The organism is Streptomyces sp. NPDC006512, from assembly GCF_040611935.1.
Lineage (GTDB): Bacteria > Actinomycetota > Actinomycetes > Streptomycetales > Streptomycetaceae > Streptomyces.
The window spans coordinates 92,466-115,177 of sequence record NZ_JBEXPG010000023.1; the positions used below are offsets into that span (position 1 = coordinate 92,466).

Annotated in this window: 19 protein-coding genes and 1 riboswitch; of the genes, 17 read left to right on the forward strand and 2 right to left on the reverse strand. The window is 74.1% G+C overall.

The window, feature by feature from the left end; all coding sequences use genetic code 11:
• Positions 1–62: 62 nt before the first annotated feature.
• Entirely contained in the window at positions 63–1,349 is a 1,287-nt protein-coding gene (aceA, locus tag ABZZ17_RS18105) for an isocitrate lyase (protein ID WP_356877074.1), read from the reverse strand.
• Between the two features lie 387 nt (positions 1,350–1,736).
• Here aceA and ABZZ17_RS18110 point away from each other — a divergent pair, with 387 nt between their 5' ends.
• A complete protein-coding gene (locus tag ABZZ17_RS18110) occupies positions 1,737–3,155 on the forward strand; it encodes a short-chain fatty acyl-CoA regulator family protein (RefSeq protein WP_356877076.1) in 1,419 nt (472 codons plus the stop codon).
• A 15-nt stretch (positions 3,156–3,170) separates the two neighbouring features.
• Here ABZZ17_RS18110 and ABZZ17_RS18115 read toward each other — a convergent pair whose 3' ends face one another.
• Positions 3,171–4,085 (reverse strand): cobalamin-binding protein, encoded by a 915-nt coding sequence (locus ABZZ17_RS18115; RefSeq protein ID WP_356877078.1) that lies wholly within the window; start codon positions 4,083–4,085, stop codon positions 3,171–3,173.
• A 54-nt stretch (positions 4,086–4,139) separates the two neighbouring features.
• A riboswitch (cobalamin riboswitch) is annotated at positions 4,140–4,317 on the forward strand.
• Positions 4,318–4,506: 189 nt separating this feature from the next.
• Here ABZZ17_RS18115 and ABZZ17_RS18120 point away from each other — a divergent pair.
• The 16 genes from ABZZ17_RS18120 (at position 4,507) to entS (ending at position 22,622) form a co-directional block, all read left to right on the forward strand.
• Complete coding sequence (locus ABZZ17_RS18120; RefSeq protein ID WP_356877080.1) at positions 4,507–6,006, forward strand: CoA-acylating methylmalonate-semialdehyde dehydrogenase; 1,500 nt, start codon at positions 4,507–4,509, stop codon at positions 6,004–6,006.
• Positions 6,003–7,154: an acyl-CoA dehydrogenase family protein gene (locus tag ABZZ17_RS18125; protein ID WP_356877082.1), complete on the forward strand. Its 1,152-nt coding sequence runs from the start codon at positions 6,003–6,005 to the stop codon at positions 7,152–7,154. The genes ABZZ17_RS18120 and ABZZ17_RS18125 overlap by 4 nt, the downstream gene beginning before the upstream one ends.
• Positions 7,151–8,233 (forward strand): enoyl-CoA hydratase/isomerase family protein, encoded by a 1,083-nt coding sequence (locus tag ABZZ17_RS18130; RefSeq protein ID WP_356877084.1) that lies wholly within the window; start codon positions 7,151–7,153, stop codon positions 8,231–8,233. Before ABZZ17_RS18125 ends, ABZZ17_RS18130 begins: the two co-directional genes overlap by 4 nt.
• Positions 8,230–9,132, forward strand: coding sequence for a 3-hydroxyisobutyrate dehydrogenase (mmsB, locus tag ABZZ17_RS18135; protein ID WP_356877086.1), 903 nt, complete (start codon positions 8,230–8,232; stop codon positions 9,130–9,132). The genes ABZZ17_RS18130 and mmsB overlap by 4 nt, the downstream gene beginning before the upstream one ends.
• Positions 9,129–9,992, forward strand: a complete 864-nt coding sequence (locus ABZZ17_RS18140; protein ID WP_356877088.1) for an enoyl-CoA hydratase — start codon at positions 9,129–9,131, stop codon at positions 9,990–9,992. The genes mmsB and ABZZ17_RS18140 overlap by 4 nt, the downstream gene beginning before the upstream one ends.
• 222 nt (positions 9,993–10,214) lie before the next feature.
• Positions 10,215–11,264: an iron ABC transporter permease gene (locus ABZZ17_RS18145; protein ID WP_356877090.1), complete on the forward strand. Its 1,050-nt coding sequence runs from the start codon at positions 10,215–10,217 to the stop codon at positions 11,262–11,264.
• Positions 11,261–12,382 (forward strand): iron ABC transporter permease, encoded by a 1,122-nt coding sequence (locus ABZZ17_RS18150; RefSeq protein WP_356877092.1) that lies wholly within the window; start codon positions 11,261–11,263, stop codon positions 12,380–12,382. Before ABZZ17_RS18145 ends, ABZZ17_RS18150 begins: the two co-directional genes overlap by 4 nt.
• An 8-nt stretch (positions 12,383–12,390) precedes the next feature.
• The gene (locus ABZZ17_RS18155) at positions 12,391–13,224 is read left to right on the forward strand and encodes an ABC transporter ATP-binding protein (protein WP_356877128.1); all 834 of its coding nucleotides are present in this window, start codon (positions 12,391–12,393) and stop codon (positions 13,222–13,224) included.
• A gap of 21 nt (positions 13,225–13,245) precedes the next feature.
• A complete protein-coding gene (locus ABZZ17_RS18160) occupies positions 13,246–14,280 on the forward strand; it encodes an ABC transporter substrate-binding protein (protein WP_356877094.1) in 1,035 nt (344 codons plus the stop codon).
• Positions 14,281–14,421: 141 nt separating this feature from the next.
• Positions 14,422–16,275 (forward strand): siderophore-interacting protein, encoded by a 1,854-nt coding sequence (locus ABZZ17_RS18165; RefSeq protein ID WP_356877096.1) that lies wholly within the window; start codon positions 14,422–14,424, stop codon positions 16,273–16,275.
• Positions 16,276–16,429: 154 nt separating this feature from the next.
• Positions 16,430–17,149, forward strand: coding sequence for a hypothetical protein (locus ABZZ17_RS18170; protein ID WP_356877098.1), 720 nt, complete (start codon positions 16,430–16,432; stop codon positions 17,147–17,149).
• Positions 17,150–17,424: 275 nt separating this feature from the next.
• Positions 17,425–17,574 carry a hypothetical protein gene (locus tag ABZZ17_RS18175; protein ID WP_356877100.1) on the forward strand — a complete coding sequence of 50 codons (150 nt, stop codon included), beginning with the start codon at positions 17,425–17,427 and terminating at the stop codon, positions 17,572–17,574.
• 3 nt (positions 17,575–17,577) lie between these two features.
• The gene (locus ABZZ17_RS18180) at positions 17,578–20,367 is read left to right on the forward strand and encodes a condensation domain-containing protein (protein ID WP_356877102.1); all 2,790 of its coding nucleotides are present in this window, start codon (positions 17,578–17,580) and stop codon (positions 20,365–20,367) included.
• 9 nt (positions 20,368–20,376) lie between these two features.
• Positions 20,377–20,586 (forward strand): MbtH family protein, encoded by a 210-nt coding sequence (locus tag ABZZ17_RS18185; protein ID WP_356877104.1) that lies wholly within the window; start codon positions 20,377–20,379, stop codon positions 20,584–20,586.
• A gap of 451 nt (positions 20,587–21,037) precedes the next feature.
• Positions 21,038–21,286: a phosphopantetheine-binding protein gene (locus ABZZ17_RS18190; RefSeq protein ID WP_356877106.1), complete on the forward strand. Its 249-nt coding sequence runs from the start codon at positions 21,038–21,040 to the stop codon at positions 21,284–21,286.
• A 28-nt stretch (positions 21,287–21,314) separates the two neighbouring features.
• Positions 21,315–22,622 carry an enterobactin transporter EntS gene (entS, locus tag ABZZ17_RS18195; RefSeq protein WP_356877108.1) on the forward strand — a complete coding sequence of 436 codons (1,308 nt, stop codon included), beginning with the start codon at positions 21,315–21,317 and terminating at the stop codon, positions 22,620–22,622.
• Positions 22,623–22,712 lie beyond the last annotated feature (90 nt).

The following is a 22,712-nucleotide window of genomic DNA, read 5'->3' on the forward strand; positions in this document are numbered from 1 at the left end:
GGGTGGGGCAGGTGGCTCGGGTGGGGCAGGTGGGCTGGGTAGGTCGGGTGGGCCGGGTGGGCTCAGTGGAACTGCTCTTCCTCGGTGGAGCCGGAGAGCGCCGTGGTGGAGGAGGTCGGGTTCACGGCGGTGGAGACCAGGTCGAAGTAGCCGGTGCCGACCTCGCGCTGGTGCCTGACGGCCGTGAAGCCCTGCGCCTGCGCCGCGAACTCCCGCTCCTGGAGGTCGACGTACGCGGTCATGCCGTGCTCGGCGTAACCGCGGGCCAGGTCGAACATGCCGTGGTTGAGGGAGTGGAAGCCCGCGAGGGTGATGAACTGGAAGCGGTAGCCCATGGCGCCGAGCTCGCGCTGGAACTTGGCGATCTGGTCGTCGTCCAAGGCCGCCTTCCAGTTGAAGGAGGGCGAGCAGTTGTAGGCGAGCATCTGGTCCGGGTACCGCGCGTGGATCGCCTCGGCGAACTCGCGGGCCTGGGCGAGGTCCGGGGTGCCGGTCTCGACCCAGATCAGGTCCGCGTACGGGGCGTAGGCCAGGCCGCGGGCGATGACCGGGGCCATGCCGTTCTGGACGCGGTAGAAGCCCTCGGCGGTGCGCTCCCCCGTCACGAACTGCGCGTCGCGCTCGTCGACGTCGCTGGTCAGCAGGTTCGCGGCGAGGGCGTCCGTACGGGCGATGATCACGGTCGGGGTGTCGGCGATGTCGGCCGCGAGGCGGGCCGCGTTCAGGGTGCGGATGTGCTGCGAGGTGGGGACGAGGACCTTGCCGCCGAGGTGGCCGCACTTCTTCTCGGAGGCCAGCTGGTCCTCGTAGTGGATGCCGGCGGCGCCGGCGGCGATCATCGCCTTGGTCAGCTCGAAGGCGTTGAGCGGGCCGCCGAAGCCGGCCTCGGCGTCGGCGACGATCGGGGCGAGCCAGTCGGTGGTGTCGGCGCCGCCCTCGGCGGTGGCGATCTGGTCGGCGCGCAGGAGGGCGTTGTTGATGCGGCGGACCACCTGCGGGACCGAGTTGACCGGGTAGAGGCTCTGGTCGGGGTAGGTGTGACCGGCCTGGTTGGCATCGGCCGCGACCTGCCAGCCGGAGAGGTAGATCGCCTGGAGTCCGGCCCGGACCTGCTGGACGGCCTGGCCGCCGGTCAGGGCGCCCAGCGCGTGGACGTAGTCCCGCTCGTGGAGCTGCCGCCACAGGCGCTCGGCTCCGCGCCGGGCGAGGGTGTGCTCCTCGCGGACGCTGCCGGAGAGCCGGACCACGTCCTGTGCGGTGTAGGTCCGCTCGATGCCCGCCCAGCGCGGGTCGTCGGCCCACCGCTGCTCCAGCTGCTCGGCCGCCGCCGTCGTGTTCGCCTCTGCCATGACCGTCACCGTTTCCATCCGTCGCTTGTCTTGCCAAGGGCCCGGACTCCGGTCCGGCCCTTGGCACTCTGTGCCTGAGAAGGGGGTGCGGCCGCCGAACCCGCCCGTGGGAAGGAGCTGAGCAATGCTGCCGGTCTACGGGAGGGGACTGCGGTGATCCTCGACATCAGGGCGTGATTCGGGGGTCCTTGGTCCATCCCGGCTACCGGTTCCGGCGGGCCGCAGGACTGACTCTGGCACTGGCACTGGGTGCCATCAAGGAGGTACGTCTGCCAAGCTTTGCGAATCTTCGGAGGCGGTTTTGCCATGTTTGCCAATGCCTCGGCGGGCGCGGTTCCGCATAGGGTGACGCGTACGTCGAGGGCATGCGGGGCGAGGGGGAGCACGGTGGGCAAGACGTACGCGGGGGCGCGGCTGCGGCGGCTGCGCGAGGAGCGGCGGATGACCCAGGCCGACCTGGCCAGGGTGCTCGCCATCTCGCCGAGCTACCTCAACCAGATGGAGCACGACTCGCGCCCGCTGACCGTTCCGGTGCTGCTGCGGCTCACCGAGGCCTTCGGGGTGGATCCGGGCTTCTTCTCCGAGCGGGACACGAGCCGGCTGGTCGCGGACCTGCGCGAGGCCCTGGCCGGGGAGGTCGCCGAGGCCCGGGTGTCCTCCTCCGACCTGGCGGAGCTGGCCACGCGGATGCCGGCGGTGGCCGCGGTGCTGCTGGACCTGGGGCGGCGCGGCCAGCTCCTGGCGGAGCGCCTCGCCGACGCGGCCGACGGCCGCGACGTGGTGGCCGACGCGCCGCGGTCGCCCCACGAGGAGATCCGCGAGTTCTTCTACCGGCGGCAGAACTACCTCCACGACGCCGACCTCGCGGCCGAGGCGCTGGCCCGCGAGATCGGGATCCGCCCGGGGGACGTCGTCCACGCGCTGACGCGCCGGCTCGCCGGCCGGCACGGGGTGAGGATCGCCGCGGACTGCGACCGGCTGCACCACTACGACGCCGCCGGGCGCGTCCTGCACCTGTCGAACCGGCTCCGGCCGGGACAGCAGGCCTTCCGGATGGCGACCCAGCTGGGGCTGATCGAGTACGGCGACGAGCTGGACCGGCTGGCGGCCGAGGACTTCCCGGCCGGCTCCCCCGTGCACGCTCTGGCGCGGATCGGCATCGCCAACTACTTCGCGGCCGCGCTGATCCTTCCGTACACGGCCTTCCATACCGCCGCCGAGGAGTTCCGGTACGACATCGAGCGGCTCACCGACCATTTCGGTCTCGGCTACGAGACGGTCTGCCACCGCCTGAGCACCCTGCAACGTCCCAGGCTGCGCGGGGTGCCCTTCTCCTTCGTGCGCGTGGACCGGGCGGGGAACATGTCCAAGCGGCAGTCCGCGACCGGCTTCCATTTCTCCCGCGCGGGCGGCACCTGCCCGCTGTGGAACGTGTACGAGGCCTTCGCCGCGCCCGGCCGGATCCACGTGCAGGTGGCGGCCATGCCCGACGGGCAGCGGCACCTGTGGACCGCCCGGGCCGTCACCCGCCACCGCGGCGGCTGGGGCGAGCCGGGGAAGACCTTCGCCATCGGCCTCGGCTGCGAGATCCGGCACGCGTCGCGGCTCGTGTACGCCGACGGCCTCGACCTCGGGAACGCCGCGGCCGCGACGCCGATCGGAATGGGGTGCCGGCTCTGTGAGCGGCTGGACTGCCCGCAGCGGGCCGTGCCGCCGCTGGGCCGGGCCCTGGCGGTGGACGAGAACAGCAGCACCTTCGTCCCGTACCCGGTCACGGGCGCTCCCGCCGGGCCGGGGCGTGGCTGAGCGGGGGCCGGCCGGTCAGTCCAGGCGCCGCGCCTCGGCCGGGGTGACCGGCTCCCCCGCCCGTACGGAGTGCAGGACGTGGGCGAGGACTTCGGCGCCGCGGACCACGCGCGGGCCGGGGCGGTTGAAGTAGGCGGGCCCGTCCAGGACCCAGACCTCCCCGGCCCGTACGGCGGGCAGTTCCTCCCAGCCGGGCAGGGAGGTCAGCAACTCGCGCTCCCGCAGGGTGCGTTCGGGAGGGAAGCCGCACGGCATGACCAGGACGACGTCGGGGCGGGCCGCGCGGACGGCGTCCCAGGTCATCGGCGTGGTGTGCTCGCCCGGGGCGGCGAGGAGCGGTTCGCCTCCCGCGCAGGAGATCTGCTCGGGGACCCAGTGGCCGGCGGGCCAGAGCGGGTCGAGCCATTCGACGGTCACCACGCGGGGCCGGGCGCGGCCCGCGGTCAGCCGCCGCACCCCGTCGAGCCGCGCCCGCAGTTCCTCCCGGCGCCGCTCGGCCCGCTCCCGTACGCCGAGCAGCTCCCCGACCGTGACCAGGCAGTCCAGTACGTCGTCGAGGGTGCGCGGCTCCAGGCTCAGGACGCGCGGTCCGGCGTCGAGGACGCGCACGGCGCGGGAGACGCCCGCGTAGGACACGGCGCAGACGTCGCACAGGTCCTGGGTGAGGACGACGTCCGGCGCGAGGGCCGCGAGCGCCCCGGTGTCGAGGGTGTAGAGCGAGGAGCCGGAGTGGGCGGCCCCGCCGACGGCGTCGGAGATCTCCCGGCTGCTGAGTTCGTCCGCCGCCCATTCGGCCCGCGTGACGACCGGTACGGAGGCGACCGCCCCGGCCGGCCAGTCGCATTCGTGGGTGCGTCCGACCAGGTCGGGGGCGAGACCGAGGTCCGCGACGATGTCCGTGGCCGCGGGGAGGAGGGAGACGATGCGCATGGACCGACTGTAGGCGCGCGGCCGGCGGGGGTGGACTTACTAGGACGTCCAACTATATGTTCGTGCCCATAAGGTCCGCGGTGCAGGGAAGCCGGTGAAAAACCGGCACGGTCCCGCCACTGTGACCGGGGAGTGTGCTGCCGTCCAACGCCACTGACGAGGGCTGTCGGGAAGGCGGGTGGCACGCGGGGATCCGGGAGTCAGGATACCGGCCGCGGAACGTTCCGTGTTGTCCACGAGGATGGAGAAGACACGCATGGCACCGGTTTGTACCCACGACCCTGGTGATCCGGCGGAGCGCGCGCACACCTCCTTCGCGCGTTCGTAGTCCCACGGCCTTCCCCAGCGACGCGCCCGACCGGGCGCGGCCGCCGGTCCGCCGTGCCATCCCCGGATCCGCACCTGACGAGAGCAGGCACCCATGGTCCGCGAACTCACCCACTTCATCGGCGGCAAGCACGTCACCGGAACGTCCGGCCTCCACGCCGACGTGTACGACCCCAGCACCGGCTCCGTCCAGGCCCGCGTCCCGCTCGCCGGGCGCGCCGACACCGAGGCCGCCATCGCGGACGCCGAGGCGGCCCAGGCCGACTGGGGGCAGTGGAACCCCCAGCGGCGCGCCCGCGTCATGCTGCGTTTCCTCCAGCTGGTGGAGGGCGAACGGGATTCCCTGGCACGGCTGTTGTCCGCCGAGCACGGCAAGACCGTCGCCGACGCCCACGGTGACCTGCAACGCGGCCTGGAGGTGGTCGAGTTCGCCGCCGGCATCCCGCACCTGCTCAAGGGCGAGTTCACCGACAACGCCGGGACGGGCATCGACGTGCACTCCCTGCGCGCGCCGCTGGGCGTCGTCGCCGGGATCACCCCCTTCAACTTCCCCGCCATGATCCCCCTGTGGCAGGCCGCGCCCGCCCTGGCCTGCGGCAACTCCTTCGTCCTCAAGCCCTCCGAGCGGGACCCCTCCGTGCCGCTGCGCCTCGCGGAGCTGTTCCTGGAGGCGGGCCTGCCGCCGGGCGTGCTCAACGTGGTCAACGGGGGCAAGGAGGCCGTCGACACCCTGCTGGAGGACCCGCGGGTCCAGGCCCTCGGCTTCGTCGGATCGACCCCGATCGCGGCGCACATCTACGCGACCGCCGCCGCCCACGGCAAGCGGGCCCAGTGCTTCGGCGGCGCCAAGAACCACATGATCGTGATGCCGGACGCGGACCTCGACCAGGCCGTCGACGCCCTGATCGGCGCCGGGTACGGCTCCGCCGGCGAGCGCTGCATGGCCATCGCCGTGGCCGTGCCCGTCGGCGAGGAGACCGCGGACGCGCTCGTGGCGAAGCTGAGGGAGCGGATCGCGACCCTGCGCATCGGCCGCTCGGACGATCCCGACGCCGACTTCGGACCGCTGGTCAGCCGGGACGCCCTCGACCGGGTGAACCGCTACGTCGGCATCGGGGAGGCGGAGGGCGCCGAACTCGTCGTCGACGGACGCGGGTTCACCCTCGCGGGGCACGAGAACGGCTTCTTCGCCGGCGCCTCCCTCTTCGACCGGGTCTCCCCGCGCATGCGGATCTACCGCGAGGAGATCTTCGGCCCGGTGCTGAGCGTCGTACGGGCCGCCGACTACGAGGAGGCCCTGCGCCTGCCCACCGAGCACCCGTACGGCAACGGCGTGGCCATCTTCACCCGCGACGGGGACACGGCCCGGGACTTCACCCGGCGCGTGGGCGCCGGCATGGTCGGCGTCAACGTCCCGATCCCCGTGCCCGTGGCGTACCACACCTTCGGCGGCTGGAAGCGGTCCGGGTTCGGCGACCTCAACCAGCACGGGCCGGACTCGATCCGCTTCTACACCCGTACCAAGACCGTCACCTCGCGCTGGCCCTCCGGGGTCAAGGAGGGCGCGAGCTTCACCATCCCCACGATGGGATGAGCGCCGTGACCACCTTCACCGAGGACCAGCTCGCCCTCGCCGAGGTCACCCTCGACTTCGCCCAGGAGCACCTGGCCCCGTACGCCGTCGCCTGGGACCAGGACAAGCACTTCCCCGTCGACGTCATCCGCAGGGCCGCGGCCCTCGGCCTCGGCGGCGTCTACGTCCGTGAGGAGCACGGCGGTTCGGGGCTCAGCCGCAGCGACGGGGTGCTCGTCTTCGAGACCCTCGCGACGGGCTGCCCTTCCATCGCCGGCTACCTCTCCATCCACAACATGGTCGCCTGGATGATCGACCGCTACGGGGACGCCGCCCAGCGCTCGCGGTGGCTGCCAGCGCTCTGCTCGGCGGACACCCTGGGCAGCTACTGCCTCACCGAACCGGGCGCCGGCTCCGACGCCGCAGCCCTGCGCACCCGCGCCGAACGGGACGGCGACCACTACGTCCTGACGGGCGTGAAGCAGTTCATCTCCGGCGCGGGAGCCGCCGGCGTCTACGTCGTCATGGCCCGCACCGGGGCTCCCGGGCCGGGCGGGATCTCGGCCTTCGTCGTCGAACGCGATGACCCGGGGGTCTCGTTCGGGGCCAACGAGCACAAGATGGGGTGGAACGCGCAGCCCACCCGCCAGGTGGTCCTCGACGGCGTGCGCCTGCCCGCCGACCGGCGGCTCGGCGGCGAGGGCGACGGCTTCCGCATCGCGATGAACGGCCTCAACGGCGGCCGGCTCGGCATCGCCGCCTGCTCCCTCGGCGGCGCGCAGAGCGCCCTGGACCGCAGCGTGGCCTACCTCGCCGACCGCGAGGCCTTCGGCGCCCGGCTCCTCGACGCGCAGGCGCTCCAGTTCCGCCTCGCCGACATGGCCACCGAACTGGCCGCCGCCCGTGCGCTGGTCCGCCAGGCGGCGGAGGCCCTGGACGCGGGCGATCCGCTGGCCCCGCGCCTGTGCGCGATGGCCAAACGGTTCGCCACCGACACCGGGTACGCGGTCGCCGACCGCGCACTCCAGCTCCACGGCGGTTACGGCTACCTCACCGAGTACGGCATCGAGAAGATCGTCCGCGACCTGCGGGTGCACCAGATCCTGGAGGGCACCAACGAGGTCATGCGCGTGATCGTCGCCCGCGGACTGACGGAGAGCATGCGATGAACGACCAACACCCCGAGTACGACGACCACGTCCTCCTGCGCACCGAGGGGCACGCCGCGTACCTGACCCTCAACCGTCCCAAGGCCCTCAACGCCCTCACCCACCCCATGGTGCTCCGCATCGACGCGGCACTCGCCGCCTGGGAGCGGGACCCGGCCGTCGAGACCGTCGTCATCGAGGGAGCGGGTGAACGCGGCCTGTGCGCGGGCGGCGACATCCGGGCGATCCACGCCGACGCGAAGAGCGGCGGCACCGCCTCGCTGGACTTCTGGCGCGACGAGTACCGGCTCAACGCCCGCATCGCCCGCTACCCCAAACCGTACGTGGCCCTCATGGACGGCATCGTCATGGGCGGCGGCGTCGGCGTCTCGGCCCACGGCAGCGTACGGATCGTCACCGAACGCTCCCGCGTCGCGATGCCCGAGACCGGCATCGGCTTCGTCCCCGACGTCGGCGGCACCTACCTGCTGGGCCTGGCCCCCGGCGAGCTCGGCACCCATCTGGCGCTGACCGGCGCCGCCGTGGGCGCCGCGGACGCCCTGCTGTGCGGGCTCGCCGACCACTTCGTCCCCTCGGCGGCGCTGCCCGCGCTGGCGCGGGACCTGGCGGGCGACTCCGTACGCGCCGTACTGGAGCGGTACGTGGAGGAGCCGCCGGCGGGTGAACTGGCCGGGGCGCGCGAGTGGATCGACCACTGCTACGCCGCCGGCGGCGCCGAGGAGATCGTCGAGCGGCTGGCGGCGGGCGTCCCCGCCGCGAAGGACGCGGCCGCCACGCTGCTGACGAAGTCCCCCACCGCGGTGAAGGTCACCCTCGCCGCGCTGCGCCGGGCCCGCGGGCTCGGGCCGCTGGAACGGGTCCTGGAGCAGGAGTACCGCGTCTCGCGCGCCGCGCTCTCCTCCCCCGACCTGGCCGAGGGGATCCGCGCCCAGGTCATCGACAAGGACCGTGATCCGCACTGGTCCCCCGCCACGCTGGAGGCGGTCGCCCCGGCGGACGTGGACCGCTTCTTCGCCCCGCTCGGCGAGCGCGAACTCCGCCTCGCCGCACCCGCGTCGTCTCAGGAGGTGCCCTGGTGAGCAGCACCGTCGCATTCGTCGGACTCGGCCACATGGGCGGCCCGATGGCCGCCAACCTGGTCAAGGCCGGCCACCGCGTGCTCGGCTTCGACCTCGTCCCGGACCTGCTGGCCGCGGCCGCGGCGGCGGGTGTCGAGCCGGCCGTCTCGGCCGTCGCCGCGGCGCGGGAGGCCGACGTGGTGATCACCATGCTGCCGGCCGGCCGTCACGTCCTGGCCCTGTACGGGGAGCAGGGGCTGCTCGCGGCCGCCCGGCCGGGGACCCTGTTCGTCGACTGCTCGACGATCGACGTGGCCGACGCGCGGGCCGCCCACGAGGCCGTCGCCGCGGCCGGGCACCGAGCGCTCGACGCGCCCGTGTCCGGCGGGGTGGTGGGGGCCGAGGCGGGCACGCTCACCTTCATGGCGGGCGGCGGGGAGGCGGAGTACGCGGCGGCGCTGCCGCTGCTCGACGCCATGGGCAAGAAGGCCGTGCACTGCGGGGCGGCGGGCGCCGGACAGGCGGCGAAGATCTGCAACAACATGATCCTCGCCGTGTCGATGATCGGTGTCAGCGAGGCCTTCGTCCTCGCCGAGAGCCTCGGCCTGGACCACCAGGCCCTGTACGACGTGGCCTCCACGGCTTCCGGTCAGTGCTGGGCCCTCACCGTCAACTGCCCCGTGCCCGGGCCGGTTCCGACGAGTCCCGCCAACCGCGACTACCGGCCCGGGTTCGCCGCTCCGCTCATGGCCAAGGACCTCGGCCTGGCCGCCAACGCCCTGCGGGCCGGCGGCGTGGACGCGCCGCTGGGCCTGAAGGCCGCCGAACTGTACGCCGCGTTCGCCGGGGGCGAGGGCGCCGGACTGGACTTCTCGGCGATCGTCCGCACCCTCCGACCGCAGAACGGAACGACCGCATGACCGACACCGACATCAACACCGACGCCGACGCCGACATCGACACCGACACCGACACCGACTCCGTCACCGGAGCGAAGAACACCGGGACGTCCTACGAGACGATCCTGCTGGAGCGCAAGGGCCGGGTGGCCCTGCTGACCCTCAACCGGCCGCAGGCACTCAACGCCCTCAACCTCCAGGTCATGACCGAGGTGGTGGCCGCGGCGGAGGAGCTGGACCGGGATCCGGAGGTCGGCTGCATCGTCCTGACCGGCTCCGCGAAGGCCTTCGCGGCGGGCGCCGACATCAAGGAGATGCGGCCGCGGAGCTACATGGACATGTACCTCTCCGACTGGTTCACCGCCTGGGACCGGCTCGGTCAGGTCCGTACGCCGACGCTCGCCGCGGTGTCCGGCTACGCCCTGGGCGGCGGCTGCGAGCTCGCCATGCTCTGCGACATCCTGCTGGCTTCCGACACGGCGAAGTTCGGGCAGCCCGAGATCAAGCTGGGCGTCATCCCCGGCATCGGCGGCTCCCAGCGGCTCACCCGGGCCGTCGGCAAGGCCAAGGCGATGGAGCTGTGCCTGACCGGGCGCACCATGGGCGCGGAGGAGGCCGAACGCGCCGGGCTCGTGTCCCGGATCGTGCCGGCCGACGAGCTCCTCGCCGAGGCCCTCTCGGTGGCCGAGACCGTCGCCGGCATGTCGAAGCCGGTCGCGATGATGGCGAAGGAGGCCGTGAACCGGTCTTTCGAGACCACGCTGACCGAGGGCGTCCGGTTCGAACGCCGTCTGTTCCACGCGGTGTTCGCGACGGCCGACCAGAAGGAGGGCATGTCCGCGTTCGTGGACAAGCGCCCGCCGCACTTCAGCCACGGCTGACCGGGCACGAAAACGTACGGCCGTCGCGCCCGCGGCGGCCGTACGTTCATGTCCGGGCAGCGCCCGGCAGCACCCCTCCGGCATTCACACCGGGGCACCAGAGGTGTCGGATTGAGTCATTCCGGCCGCTGAGTGCGATCGCCGTGAGCTCCACAAGGGATCGACGGACTTAGATAAGGCTAACCTAAGTTCAAGTTCGCACTGAGGAGCTCTCACACCCCCATGACTCAAACGGCCCTGCCGGTGGCCGCAGCCGCACCGCAGCCGCCGAGAACCCGGTTCTCGCGCGGTTCGGTCGCCCTGCTGACCGCCGGCCTGATCCTGGCGGCGGCGACCGTCGCGAGCGTCGGCCTCGGCGCCCGCGACATCTCCGCCCTGGAGATCGTCAAGATCCTGCTGCACCCCGGAGCGAGCGGCTACGACCACGACGTCCTGTGGACCGAGCGCATCCCCCGCACCCTGCTGGGACTCCTGGTGGGAGCGGCGCTCGGCGCCTCGGGCCTCGTCATGCAGGCGCTCACGCTCAACCCGCTCGCCGATCCGGGCATCCTGGGCATCCAACAGGGCGCGGCGCTCTTCGTGGTGGTGGGCATCCTCTTCCTCGACGTCTCGGACGCGGGCGGCTTCTTCTGGCTGGCACTGGCCGGCTCCGCCTTCACCGCGGTGGCCGTCTACCTGATCGGCACCCGTACCGACACGGGGAGTTCGGCCCTCGGACTGGTGCTGGCCGGTGTCGCCACCGCCGCCGTGCTCGCCTCGGTCGTCACCCTCCTGGTCGTCCGGGACGAGGCCGTGTACTCCTCCCTGCGCTTCTGGTCGGTCGGGCAGCTCACCGGACGGGCCCAGGTACTGGACGAGATCGCCCCGTTCGCGATCGTCGGACTGCTGCTCGCACTGCCGCTCGGCCGGACCCTCAACGTGCTGGGCCTCGGCGAGGAGACCGCGCGCGGGCTCGGGGTGCGCGTCGAGCGCGCCCAGCTCGCCACCGCCGCCGTCGCCGTGACCCTGTGCGCCTGCGCGACCGCCGCCGTCGGGCCCGTGGCCTTCGTCGGCCTCGTCGCGGCGCACGTGGCCCGGCTGCTGGTCGGCAGCGACCACCGCTGGTCGCTGCCGCTGTCCCTGCTCTGCGGCGCCGTTCTGGTCGTCGGGGCGGACACGGCGGGCCGGCTGGTGCTGGAACACGGCGAGATCCAGGTCTCGGTGATGACCGCGGTCGTGGGCACCCCGTACTTCGTGTGGCTGGCCCGGCGCCGCGGGACGGAGCGGGCATGAGCGACACGGAACTCACCCCCGGGAACGCGGCCGTCGCCGCGACCGTACGTCCCCCGGCGGCTCCGGCCGCACCCCGCCCCGAGGCCCTCGCGGCCACGGCTGCCCGGCTGCGCCGCGACCGGCTCGCCGCGGGGCGCCGCGCGGCGGTCGTCCTCGCCGTGCTCGTCGCCCTGTCGCTCGGCCTGCTCGTCGCCTCGGTGCTGCTCGGCGGACTGCGCGGGATCCCCGGCGGGGACGTACTGCCCGCCGCGTTCGGGATGCGCACCGGCCTCGCCGACTACGTCATCCACCGCATCCGGCTTCCCAGGGCCCTGGCCGCGCTGCTGGCAGGGGCGCTGTTCGGACTCTCCGGCGCCCTGTACCAGCGGTTGATCCGCAACCCGCTGGCCACCCCCGACATCGTGGGCATCTCCGCGGGGGCCGGCGCGGGGGCCGTCACCGTGCTGCTGTTCGCCCCGGCCATCCCGTACGGGGTGGAGGGCGCCGCGCTCGCCGGATCGTTCCTGCTGGTCGGCGCCATCATGCTGCTCAGCCGGCGCGGAGGCCGGGTGGACACCCACCGGCTCGTCCTGATCGGCATCGCCCTGTCGGCGGTGTGCGCCGCGTACGTCAACTACCTCTTCTCCTCGGCCGGGCAGCACAGCATCGCGCAGGTCACCCGCTGGCTCGTCGGGAGCGTCTCGGGCGCCGACTGGACCGGAGTGGGCGTCCTCGCCGTCGCCCTCGGCTGCGCCGCGGTCTGCGCGGTACCGCTGAGCCGGGCGCTCGGCGCCCTGTCCCTCGGGGACCAGCTGGCCCACGGACTCGGATCCCGGGTGCGGGCCACCCGTACCGCCACCCTGCTGCTCGGTGCGGCGGCCGCGGCGCTGGCCACGGGCGTGACCGGCCCGATCGGTTTCGTCTCGCTGATCAGCGGGCCGATAGCGGTCCGGCTGGTCGGCGGTGAACGCGCCCTGGTGGTGGCGCCCGCGGTCGGCGCGGTGATCGTGCTGGCGGCGGACGTACTCGCCCAGCACGGCCCGCTGATCAGCCCGGTACCCACCGGCGCCCTGACGGCGCTGATCGGCGCCCCCTACTTCGTCCGGCTGCTGCTGCGGCGGCAAGGAGCACCCTCGTGAAAGACCTCATGACCCCCGACGCCCATGGCCGCGCCGCCGCCGGCCCCTGCGCCCCCGGGCTGGAAGCCCGGGCGATCAGCGCCGGCTACGACCGGCGGCACGTGATCGAGGAACTGTCGCTGACGATCGAGCCGGGCCGGATCACGGCCCTCGTCGGCCCGAACGCCTGCGGCAAGTCCACCCTGCTGAAGTCGATGGCCCGGCTGCTGCCGGTGGCCGCCGGCTCCGTCCTCCTGGACGGGCGGGACATCCACGCCCTGCCGACGCGGGAGGTGGCGCGGCGGCTCGGCATCCTGCCGCAGTCCCCGATCGCCCCCGAGGGGATCACGGTCGCCGACCTGGTCTGGCGGGGGCGCCATCCGCACCAGCGGTTCGGGCAGCGCCGTACGGCCGCCGAGGACGAGGTCATCGCCCGGGCGCTGGCCGCCACCGGAACCGCCGAACTCGTCGGCCGCCCGGTGGACCAGCTCTCCGGCGGCCAGCGCCAGCGGGTGTGGATCGCCCTGGCACTGGCCCAGGAGACCCCGCTGCTGCTCCTGGACGAACCGACCACCTACCTGGACATCGCCCACCAGATCGAGGTCATGGACCTGCTCGCGGAACTGAACGAGCAGTCCGGCAAGACCATCGTCCTGGTTTCCCACGACCTCAACCAGGCCGCCCTGTACGCCTCGACGATCGTCGCCATGCGCGACGGCCGGATCGTACGGCAGGGCACTCCGGCAGAGGTCCTCACCGAGCGGACGGTCGCCGACGTGTTCGGCCTCGACTGCCTCGTCGTCCCCCATCCCCGATCCGACCGGCCCCAGATCTTCCCCCTGGGCCGTCACACCATCCAGTAGGAGAGACATCCCGTGCACAGCGTGAACAGACGCCGTACCCTCACCGCCCTCGCGGCCACCGCCGTCTGCGTCGGTCTGCTCGCCGGCTGCGGCGAGGGTTCCGGGGACGCCGCGGGCACGCCCGCCGCCTCCGGCGGCGCGGCCGACGGCGGCAAGGCCTTCTCCCCCGTCAGCCTCAAGAACGCCTGGGGCACCACCGAGGTCAAGAAGAAGCCGGTCAAGGTGGCCACCGTCTCGGACGGCGACACCGCGATCGCGCTCGCCCTCGGGCTGGTCCCGGTCATCACCCCGGACGTCGAGGACGGTTCCCCGGTCGCCGAGTACAAGCAGGCGGCGATCACCAAGCTCGGCGCGAGCAAGCTCAAGACGTACGACGACACCGACGGCACCGCCTACGAGGCGATCGCCGCCGAGGCCCCGGACGTCATCCTCGGCATGAACACCTGGGAGATGGACAAGGACTACGCGAAGCTGTCCCCGATCGCCCCGGTCGTCACCTTCACCGACAAGGCCCAGGCCGACACCCTCACGTGGCAGGACCGCCTGAAGACGGCGGCGAAGGCCCTGGGGATGGAGGACAAGGCCGCCGAGGTGATCGCGGCGAACGAGAAGACCACCAACGACGCGGCCGCCGCGCACCCCGAGTTCAAGGGGAAGACCTACACCTACACGGTGGTCCACCCGGAGCAGATCAGCTTCATGTCGTACGAGGCCCAGGACCCGGGCGTCTTCGAGAAGCTCGGCTTCACGAAGACGGACAAGGCGAAGAACTACGGCCCCGACAAGAACGGGGTGAGCCTGGAGAACCTCGACCAGCTCGACGCCGACGTCCTGCTGGTGACGTACCCGTTCGGTGACCGCGGTGTCATCAGCCCGAAGGAGCTGGAGGGCAACAAGCTCTTCCAGTCGCTGAACTCGGTGAAGAACAAGCACTTCGCCGTCGTCCCGTCGGACAACACCCTCGCCTCGGCGATCGCCTACCCCGACCCGCTGAGCGCTCCGTGGGTCACCCAGCAGCTGACCCCGCTGCTCGCCAAGGCGGTCGCCGGCCAGTAGCCGGCCCGCGGTACGGCGGCCCCCGCACCCCTGCGGGTGCGGGGGGGCCGACGCCCGGCCCCACCCCCAGGCGCCCGGGGCTGTCGCCCCCGAGCGCACCGCACTCCACGTGCCTTCCCGAACCCCTGAGGAGCCCTCCCGATGTCCAGCCGCAATCCCCGTCCGGTCGTCACCTTCCCCATCGTGCTGCGCGAGCTCACCGTGCTCCGGGTCCGGGACGTCACTCCGGGCATGCGGCGCCTGACCCTGGGCGGGCCCCAGCTGGGCGCGTTCGCCAAGGACGGCCTGGACCTGCCGGCGCTGCGCTCCGAGGGCTTCGACGACCACGTGAAGTTCTTCTTCGCGGAGGAGGGCGCGGAGCACCCGGTGCTGCCCGGGCAGAACGTCTCCAGCCTGGACTGGCCCGACGCCCGGCCGCTGACCAAGGACTACACCCCGGTGCGGTACGACCCGGAGGCCGGGGAGATCGACTTCGACTTCGTCAACCACGAGGGCGGGGTCGCCTCGTCGTGGGCCCAGGCGGCGAAGCCCGGTGACGTCACCTGGATCGCCGGGCCCAAGATGTCGCACGGCCACCCCGAGGGCGCCGACTGGCTGCTGGTGATCGGGGACGAGACCGCCCTGCCCGCCATCGCGCGGTGGCTGGAGGAGATGCCGGCCGGGACGGTGGCCCGCGTGTTCGTCGAGGTCGCCGAGGAGAGCCACCGCCAGGAGCTCCCGACGCGGGCCGACGCCGAGATCACCTGGCTGGTGCGTGACGGCGCCCCGGCCGGCAGCACCGACCTGCTGGAGCGGGCCGTGCGCGGCATGCGGTGGCTGCCGGGTGAGGTCTTCGCCTGGGCCGCCGGGGAGGCCGTCACCCTCAAGGGCATCCGCCGCCACCTCGCGGCGGACCGTCAGGTGCCGCGCGAGCGGACGCACATCACCGGCTACTGGCGCCGCGCCGAGCCCGCCCCGGTCCAGGGGCCGGCCGACGCCGCCGTGGCCGCGGAGGAGCAGGACCCGCACGACCGGCTGCACGAGCTCACCGATCTCGCGCCGGGCCTGGCCGTCCGCGCCGCCGTCACGCTCGGCCTGGTGGACCTGGTCTACCAGGGCGTACGGACGGCGCCGGAGCTGGCCGCCCGTACCGGGGCGGCGCCGCGCACGCTCGGCGCGCTGCTGACGTACCTGGTCGCGCTCGACGTCTTCGCCGAGGACGGGGGCGGCTACGCGCTGACCCCGGTCGGCGAGGAACTCGTCGAGGACGACCACTCCTTGGAGGAGTACGACCTGCGCGGGGCGCAGGCGGCGCTCGACCTGTCCCTCGCCGGTCTGGCGGAGAGCCTGTGGACGGGGCGGGCGGGTTACCGGACCCTGTCGGGGCTGCCGCTGGCCGAGGCGATGGCATCGGACGAGCGGCTGGCCGGGTCGGCGCGGGCGGCCGTCGAGGACGAGGCGCTGTGGATCGCGCCGGGTGTCGTGGGCGGGTACGACTGGGCGTCGACGGCCTCGCTGACCGCCGGCGGACACGGGGCCGGAGCCGTCGTCAACTCCCTGGTCCGGGCCTTCCCCGGGCTCAAGGTGACCGTCGCCGCCCAGCCCTCGGCCCTGCGGGTCCTCGGGGAGCGCGTGCTGGACGCCGACGTGCTGCCCCGGGTGGAGCTGCTGGGCACGAGCGGCCCGGTCCCGCCCGGCGACGAGACCGTCCTGCTGTGCCGGCTGCTCGACCTGCTGCCGGACGCGGACGCGGCCCTCGTGCTGCGCGAGAGCGGCGCCGCGCTGCCGGCCGGCGGAACGCTGCTGCTGGTCGAGCAGGTGACGGGTACGGACGCCGACGACGTCGAGGCCGCCCTGCACCACCTGCGCCTTGCCTCGGCGTTCGGATCGGCGGTGCGCTCGCAGGAGGAGATCACCGAGCTGGCGGAGGGCGCGGGCCTGCGGGTCCGCGACTGCCGGGACATCGGCTGGGACCACCGGCTGTGGGTGCTCGCGCCCGCCGTCGGCGACATCTAGGACGTGGCGTCCCGGGTTCCGCGCCGCGGCACCCGGGACGGACCTGAAGGGGGCAGGAAGCATGAGGGTTCACAGCACACCGCCGGACCGGCGGCAGCGGGGCGGGCGGGCGTACGGGGACGGCTCCGGCCGCGTTCCCGTGGGGGTGTAGGCCGTGCACGCGGATCGGAACACGGCGCCCGGACCTGAGGACTGGGCGGAGGACCTGGTCGACTGGCTGGAGGGCCACGACGAGGCGGAGGGCCGGCTGCGGGCGGCACTGCCCGAGATGGCGAGCCACCGGTGGGACATCGCGAGCCGGATGGCCGAGGCCCTGAAGGCCACGGCCCAGGGCCTGTCCGCCGAGGCGGCCGCAGCGGCGGCCGGTCTGACGGAACGGATGCTGCACGACTGGCTGGAGAAGGATCCCGCCTTCGCACACGCCGTGTCCGCGGCCCGGTCCCTGGCCGCCTCGCGCGGCCTGCACGCGGGACACGACCCCACACCGGCCATGATCCACCTCGTGCTGCGGACCATCCGGCAGGGTGCTCCCTGGCCGTACGCGGCGAAGCTCGCCGGGTTCTCCATCCGCGGCTTCAACCGGCTGCGCCAGGAGGCGCCGGCCGTCGGCGCCCTGGTGGAGGCGGCCCAGCGGGCCCGGCCGAAGGCCCGCGCCGGCACGGCCAGGCGCGCGCGGGGGTCCGGACCGGGGCCGGGTTCCGCCCGGGGCAGGTCCTCGGCCGGATACCGCCTCGTGCACATGGACGACCCCCTGCTGTCTCCGCGGCTGGTCGGACGCCCGTCGCCGTCTTCGGGTCACGACCGGGAGGCGGAACGATCCTTCACCTCCCCCCGCGACACCCCGGGCCAGGATGCGGAGCACGACCCGCCGTAAGCCCCCGCGCCCCTGCCCACGACGGGTTCCGTACGCGCCGCGACGGCGCGCCCGGAGCCCGCCCCGGAGCCCCCTCGCCCGTACGGGCCGCAGGGTCCTCTCCGCGCGCCCGGACCCGGCCCGACGGCGCTCGGGACGGGGCCACCGAGGAACCACCAAGGAACCACCGAGCGAGCAATTAGGCCGATTTCAGGGCTACTTGACACGTATCACCCCATAAGTCAGCTTGGGTACGCCCTGCCTGACGACCTGGGCAGGACAGAGGAAGGATGGGCATGTCAGCACCACGTGCGAACCCCGGAACCGGGAATGAAGACCCCGCCGTACGGGACCGGTCCGGCCACGGCTCCGGCCGCACCGTCCGCACCGGCCCGCCGGTCACGGCGACCCCGTCGGCGCACCCCACCGCGCCCTCCCGGAGCTGACCCGTGTCCGCGACCACCGCCACCGCGACCGCCCCCGCGGGCCCGGCCCCCGAGGAACTCACGGCCGCCCAGGCCCACGTACTCGCCGCGCAGCGCGCGAACCCCTCGTACGCCGGCCACCACGTCGGCCAGTACATCGAACTCGTCGGCCCGCTCGACGCCGCCGCCCTGGAGGAGGCCCTCGGCCTCACCCTGGGCGAAGCCCCCTGGCTGCGGTTCCGCCTCACCCTCGACGACGGCCGCTACGGCCAGGCCCCGGTGACCGCGCGGCCCGCCGGACGGCGGCTGCCGCGGCTGGACACCTCCGGAGCCCCGGACCCGGTCGCCGCGGCCCTGGACCTCGTGCGCGGACAGCTCGCCTGCCCGCCCCGCCTGGACCTGCTGCTCGACCCGCCCGCGCCGGAGCACACCCCGGACCTGGTCGGCGCGGTGCTCGTCACCCTCGGCCCCGAACACCACCTGCTGGTGCAGTACTTCCACCAGCTCGCCGTCGACGGCTACGGCGTGTCCCTGCTCAGCCGCCGCGTCAGCGAGCACTACACCGCCCTGGTGACGGGCTCCCGTCCGCCCGCCTCACCCTTCGCCCCGGTGTCCGTACTGGCCCGCGCGGAACGGGCCTACCTCCGCTCCGCCGCCCACGCGGCCGACCTGGAAGCCTGGTCCCGCCGCCATCCCGTACCGCCCGTGCCGGTCCGTCCCGCCGGGCGGGAGGCCCCCGCTTCCGATGCCACCGTGCGGCGCACCGTCCTCCTCGGCCGCGCGGACAGCGCAGCCGTGGCCGCCACGGCACGGCTCGCCGGAGGCACGTGGGGCGAGGCCGTGCTCGCGGCGTGCGCCGCCCACCTCGCCCCGTACGGCGAGGGCGGCCGGACGCCCATGGCCCTGTACACGACGGCCCGTACGGCGCCCGGCACCCTGCGGGTCCCCGGCACCGCCGTCAACATCCTCCCGGCCGGCCTGACGGCCGGCCCGTACGACACCTTCCGCGACCTGCTCCGGCAGGCCTCGGCGGAACTGGACTTCCTGCGCCGCCACCAGAGGGTGCGGGGCGAGGTCCTCGCCCGGCACATCTGGCGCCTGCCCGGGGGGCGCGTCCCGGGGCTGCTGGTCAACCTGCGTCCCTTCGAGACCGAGCTGGACTTCGGCGGCACGGCGGGGCACGTGGTCAGCCTGGCCTCCGGCCCCGTGGACGACCTTTCGGTGGCCGCGTCCTGCGGTCCGGACGGCCGCCTGCGGCTCGACGTCGACGGCAACCCGGCCCTGTACGACGCCGGTTCGCTGGAGGAGCACGCGCGGGGGTTCGCCGCGATGCTGACCGCCCTGGGCCGTACCCCCGACCGGCCCGCCCGGCGCTCGGCGACGGCGTCGGCCGTACCGGCCCCGGTCCCGGCCGACGGCGAGGCCGGGCCCCTGCCCCTGCTGCCCGCCGCGCACCGGCTGCGCGCGGCCGGCGGCCCGGTGGACTCGGCGCACGAGGCCGTCCTGCTCGGCGTCCCCGCCGGGCTGGGCACGGCCCCGCTGCGCCGGGCCCTGGCCGGGCTGGCCCGGCGGCACCCGGCCCTGCGGCTGGCCCTGCACCGCTCGGACGGCGTCTGGAGCCAGGAGGTGCGGCCCGCCTCGGCGGCGCCCGCCTGCACCGACGCCGACACCCTGCGCCGGGTGCCCGTCGCCGGGATGCCGGCCGGGGACCGCGACCGGCTCGTCGCGGCGGCCGTCCGGACGGCCGCCGGTGAACTGGATCCGGGCAGCGCCCGGGTGCTGCGGGCCGTCTGGTTCGACGCGGGACCGGACGAGCCCGGACTGCTGCTGCTCGTGGCGCACCTGCTGTCGGTGGACGGCATCGGCTGGCAGACGCTGGCCGACGAACTCCCGCTGCTCTACGGGGAGTCCCCCGCCGCCCCGCCCGGCCCCGCCGGCGGCCTCCTGGACTGGGCGGCCCGGCTCGGCGCGGAGGCGGGGGCGGGGTCCCGGATCGCGGAGCTCACCCACTGGACGCAGCTGACCAGGGGCACCGCCGGGCGGAGCTGGCCGCCGACCTCCGAGGGCCACCGGGTCGTCACCCGGCTGGAACTGCCCGCCGCGACGGAGCCGGCCGGCGGGGCCCCGCATCCCCACGACGTACTGCTGGTGGCCGCCCTGGCCCGCACCGCGCACGCCCGGCCGAGGCTGCACGACGGCACCGGGCTCGTGGTGGACCTGGAGCTGCCGCGCGCCGGCCACGCGCCCCGGACCGCCGGGCGGCTCGGTACGGTCCACACCGTCCGGGTGCCCCTGCCGCCGGGGCCCGGCGCCGGGGTGGACGCGTACGACCGCGCGGTCCTCGCGCTCGGAGCCGTGCCGGACCGGGGCCGGGGGCTGGAGCAGCTGCGCCACCTGAACCCGCAGACCGCGGCCCTGCTCGCGGACCTGCCCCGGCGCGGGATCCTCTACCAGCGCCGCGCGGCGCTGCGCCCGTCGGCCGGCGACGCCCGCTGGGCGCCCGCGGACGGGGCCCGGTGGCCCGCGCCGTACGCCGAGGATCCGTCGGGCGGCGGGCTCGCGCTGGCCGGCCCGCTGCGACTCGTCGTCCGGTCGGCGCCGGGAGGGGACGGACAGACCCTGCTGACCCTGCACTGGCACTGGTCCGACGCCCTGTTCGGGGCCGCCGAGGCCCGTGCGCTGAGCGAGGAGGCCACCGCCACCGCGGCGGAGATGGCCCGCCGCGAGCGCGAGCCCGCCCTCCCCGGTTCCGGCTTCCCGGCCGGGCCGCACACGACCACCCGTACGACCGACGACACCCCCACCCACCGCTAGGAGACCCCCATGGCCACGACCAATCCGTTCGAGGACGACGACGCCCGGTACTTCGTGCTCGTCAACGCCGAGAACCAGCACTCGCTCTGGCCCGCCTTCGCCGAGGTTCCGGCGGGCTGGACCGTCGTGCACGGCGAGGACACCCGGCAGGGGTGCGCGCGGTACACCGACGCGCACTGGACGGACATGCGTCCGGCCAGTCTGATCGCGCAGGGCTGACGGCCTTGTTACGCGCCGCACGCGCGGCAGGGCCCGGGGCAAAGGCCCCGGGCCCTGCCGGCGGGTACCGGAACGGGCGCGGGTCAGAGGTTCAGCCTCGGCACCCGGGACCCCGTGCGGGGTCGAGCCGGGCGGCGCCCCCGCGACGGAGGTACCCGGCTCCGGAGGTACCCGGCTCCGCTCCCCGGAGGGCGACGCGGGCGCGGACCGGGCCCGCGTCGTCGCCCTCGACCCGCAGGAATCGGCTCACGTGGACCCGGTAGTGCCAGGTCCACGATTACAGAGATCATAAAACTTAGGTTAGCCTTACCTAAGTAGCCATATCAAATGCCCTGCACCGCAGCGCACATGGCACCGGACGCCGCGCATCTCCCGGGGCCCCGCGCGGACCCTCACCAGCCGGCCCCCGTTCCCCGCCGGCCACGCCCCCTCCCGAAGCAGGAGAACACCCATGCACCCGCATCCCGCCCCCGACGCCTTCGCCCTCGACCGGCTCGTCCGCGACGTGGCCGACGTGCTGTACGCCGAGCCCGCCGAGGTCCTCGTGGACGAGAGCCTCCTCGACCAGGGCCTCGACTCCATCCGGCTGATGACCCTCGTCGAGCGGTGGCGCGCCGAAGGTGCCCGGATCAGCTTCGTCGACCTCGCCGAGCGCCCCACGCTCCGCGCCTGGGCCGACATCCTCTCCCCCGCCGCCTGAGGCGACCCTCCCACCCCCGGAGCCCCCCGTGCCCCTGCGTGACCTCGTCATCGACATCGAACCGCTGCGCACCAGCCCCGACTTCCGGGCGATCTTCATCGCCCGCGTGGTGTCGCTGTTCGGGCTGGGCATGGCGACCGTCGCGCTGTCCGCCCAGGTGTACGGGCTGACCCGGTCGACCCTGGACGTCGCCGTCGTCAGCATGATCATGAGCATCACCGTGCTGCTCGGGTCCCTGTGGGGCGGGGTCATGGCCGACCGGACCGACCGCCGGACGCTCATCGTGCGCGCCCGCGGCGCCGCCGCCCTCGCCTTCGCAGGTCTCGCAGTCAACGCGATGCTCGACGACCCCTCCCAGTGGGCGATCTACGTGTGCGTCGCCTGGGACGGCCTGGCCACGGGCGTCAGCGTCACCGCGCTGATGGCCGTCGCACCCACCCTGGTCCGGCCGGACCAACTGCCCGCCGCCGGCGCGCTGATCTCGCTCACCGGGGAGATCGGCTCCATCACCGCCCCGTTCCTCGGCGGTGTGCTGCTGGCGATGACGGGCCCCGCCCCCGTCTTCGCGTTCGCCGCCGTGACCACCGCCGTCACCGCCTTCCTCATCTCCCGGATCCGGCCGCTGCCGCCCTTCACCGAGGACCCTGACGAGGACGGCGAGGCCACCGAGGACTCCGGTTCCCTCCTCGTCGCCTTCCGCTACGCCTGGCGCAACCGCGTGGTCGGCGGTCTGGTGCTGCTGGGCGGCGTCACCGCCCTGTTCAACGTTCCCGTCGTCCTGTTCCCCGAGATGGTGGACCGTCAGTTCGGCGGCGGCGAGGTCATGCTGGGGCTCCTGTACTCCGCTCCGGCGGTCGGCGCCGTCGCGGTCTCGGCGACCAGCGGCTGGCTCACCCGTACGGCGCGCCCCGGCCGGCTGCTGCTCCTGGCGGCCTTCACCGGAGGCCTGGCCACCATCGGCTTCGCCCTCAGCGGGAACGTCTACCTGGCCTGCGCGGCGCTCGCCGTCGGCGGGGCCTGCGGCACCGTGTACGAGATCCTCGAATACGCGCTGGTGCAGCACAGCACGCCGGACCGGCTGCGCGGGCGCATCGTCAGCGTGATCACCACCCAGGGCACCACCGGGGACATCGTCGGTGACGTCGAAGTCGCCGCTGTGGCCCGCTGGTTCAGCCCGGCCGGCGCGGCCCTGGTGAACGGCGCCGTGTGTGCGGTGGCCGCGGTCGCCGTCGCCATCGCCGTGCCCGGGCTCCGGCGCGCGACCCTGCCCCGTGAGGACGAGACCGCCGCGGACCCGGTCGACGTCGTGAAGTCCGGTCCGGCCGGCGCCTCCTGAACCGCCTTCCACTCTCCCCTCCCCCGCAGCGGACCCCGCGCCGACCGCCACGGCCCCTCCCTGCGCCCCTCCCCGCAGCTGCCTGAATCT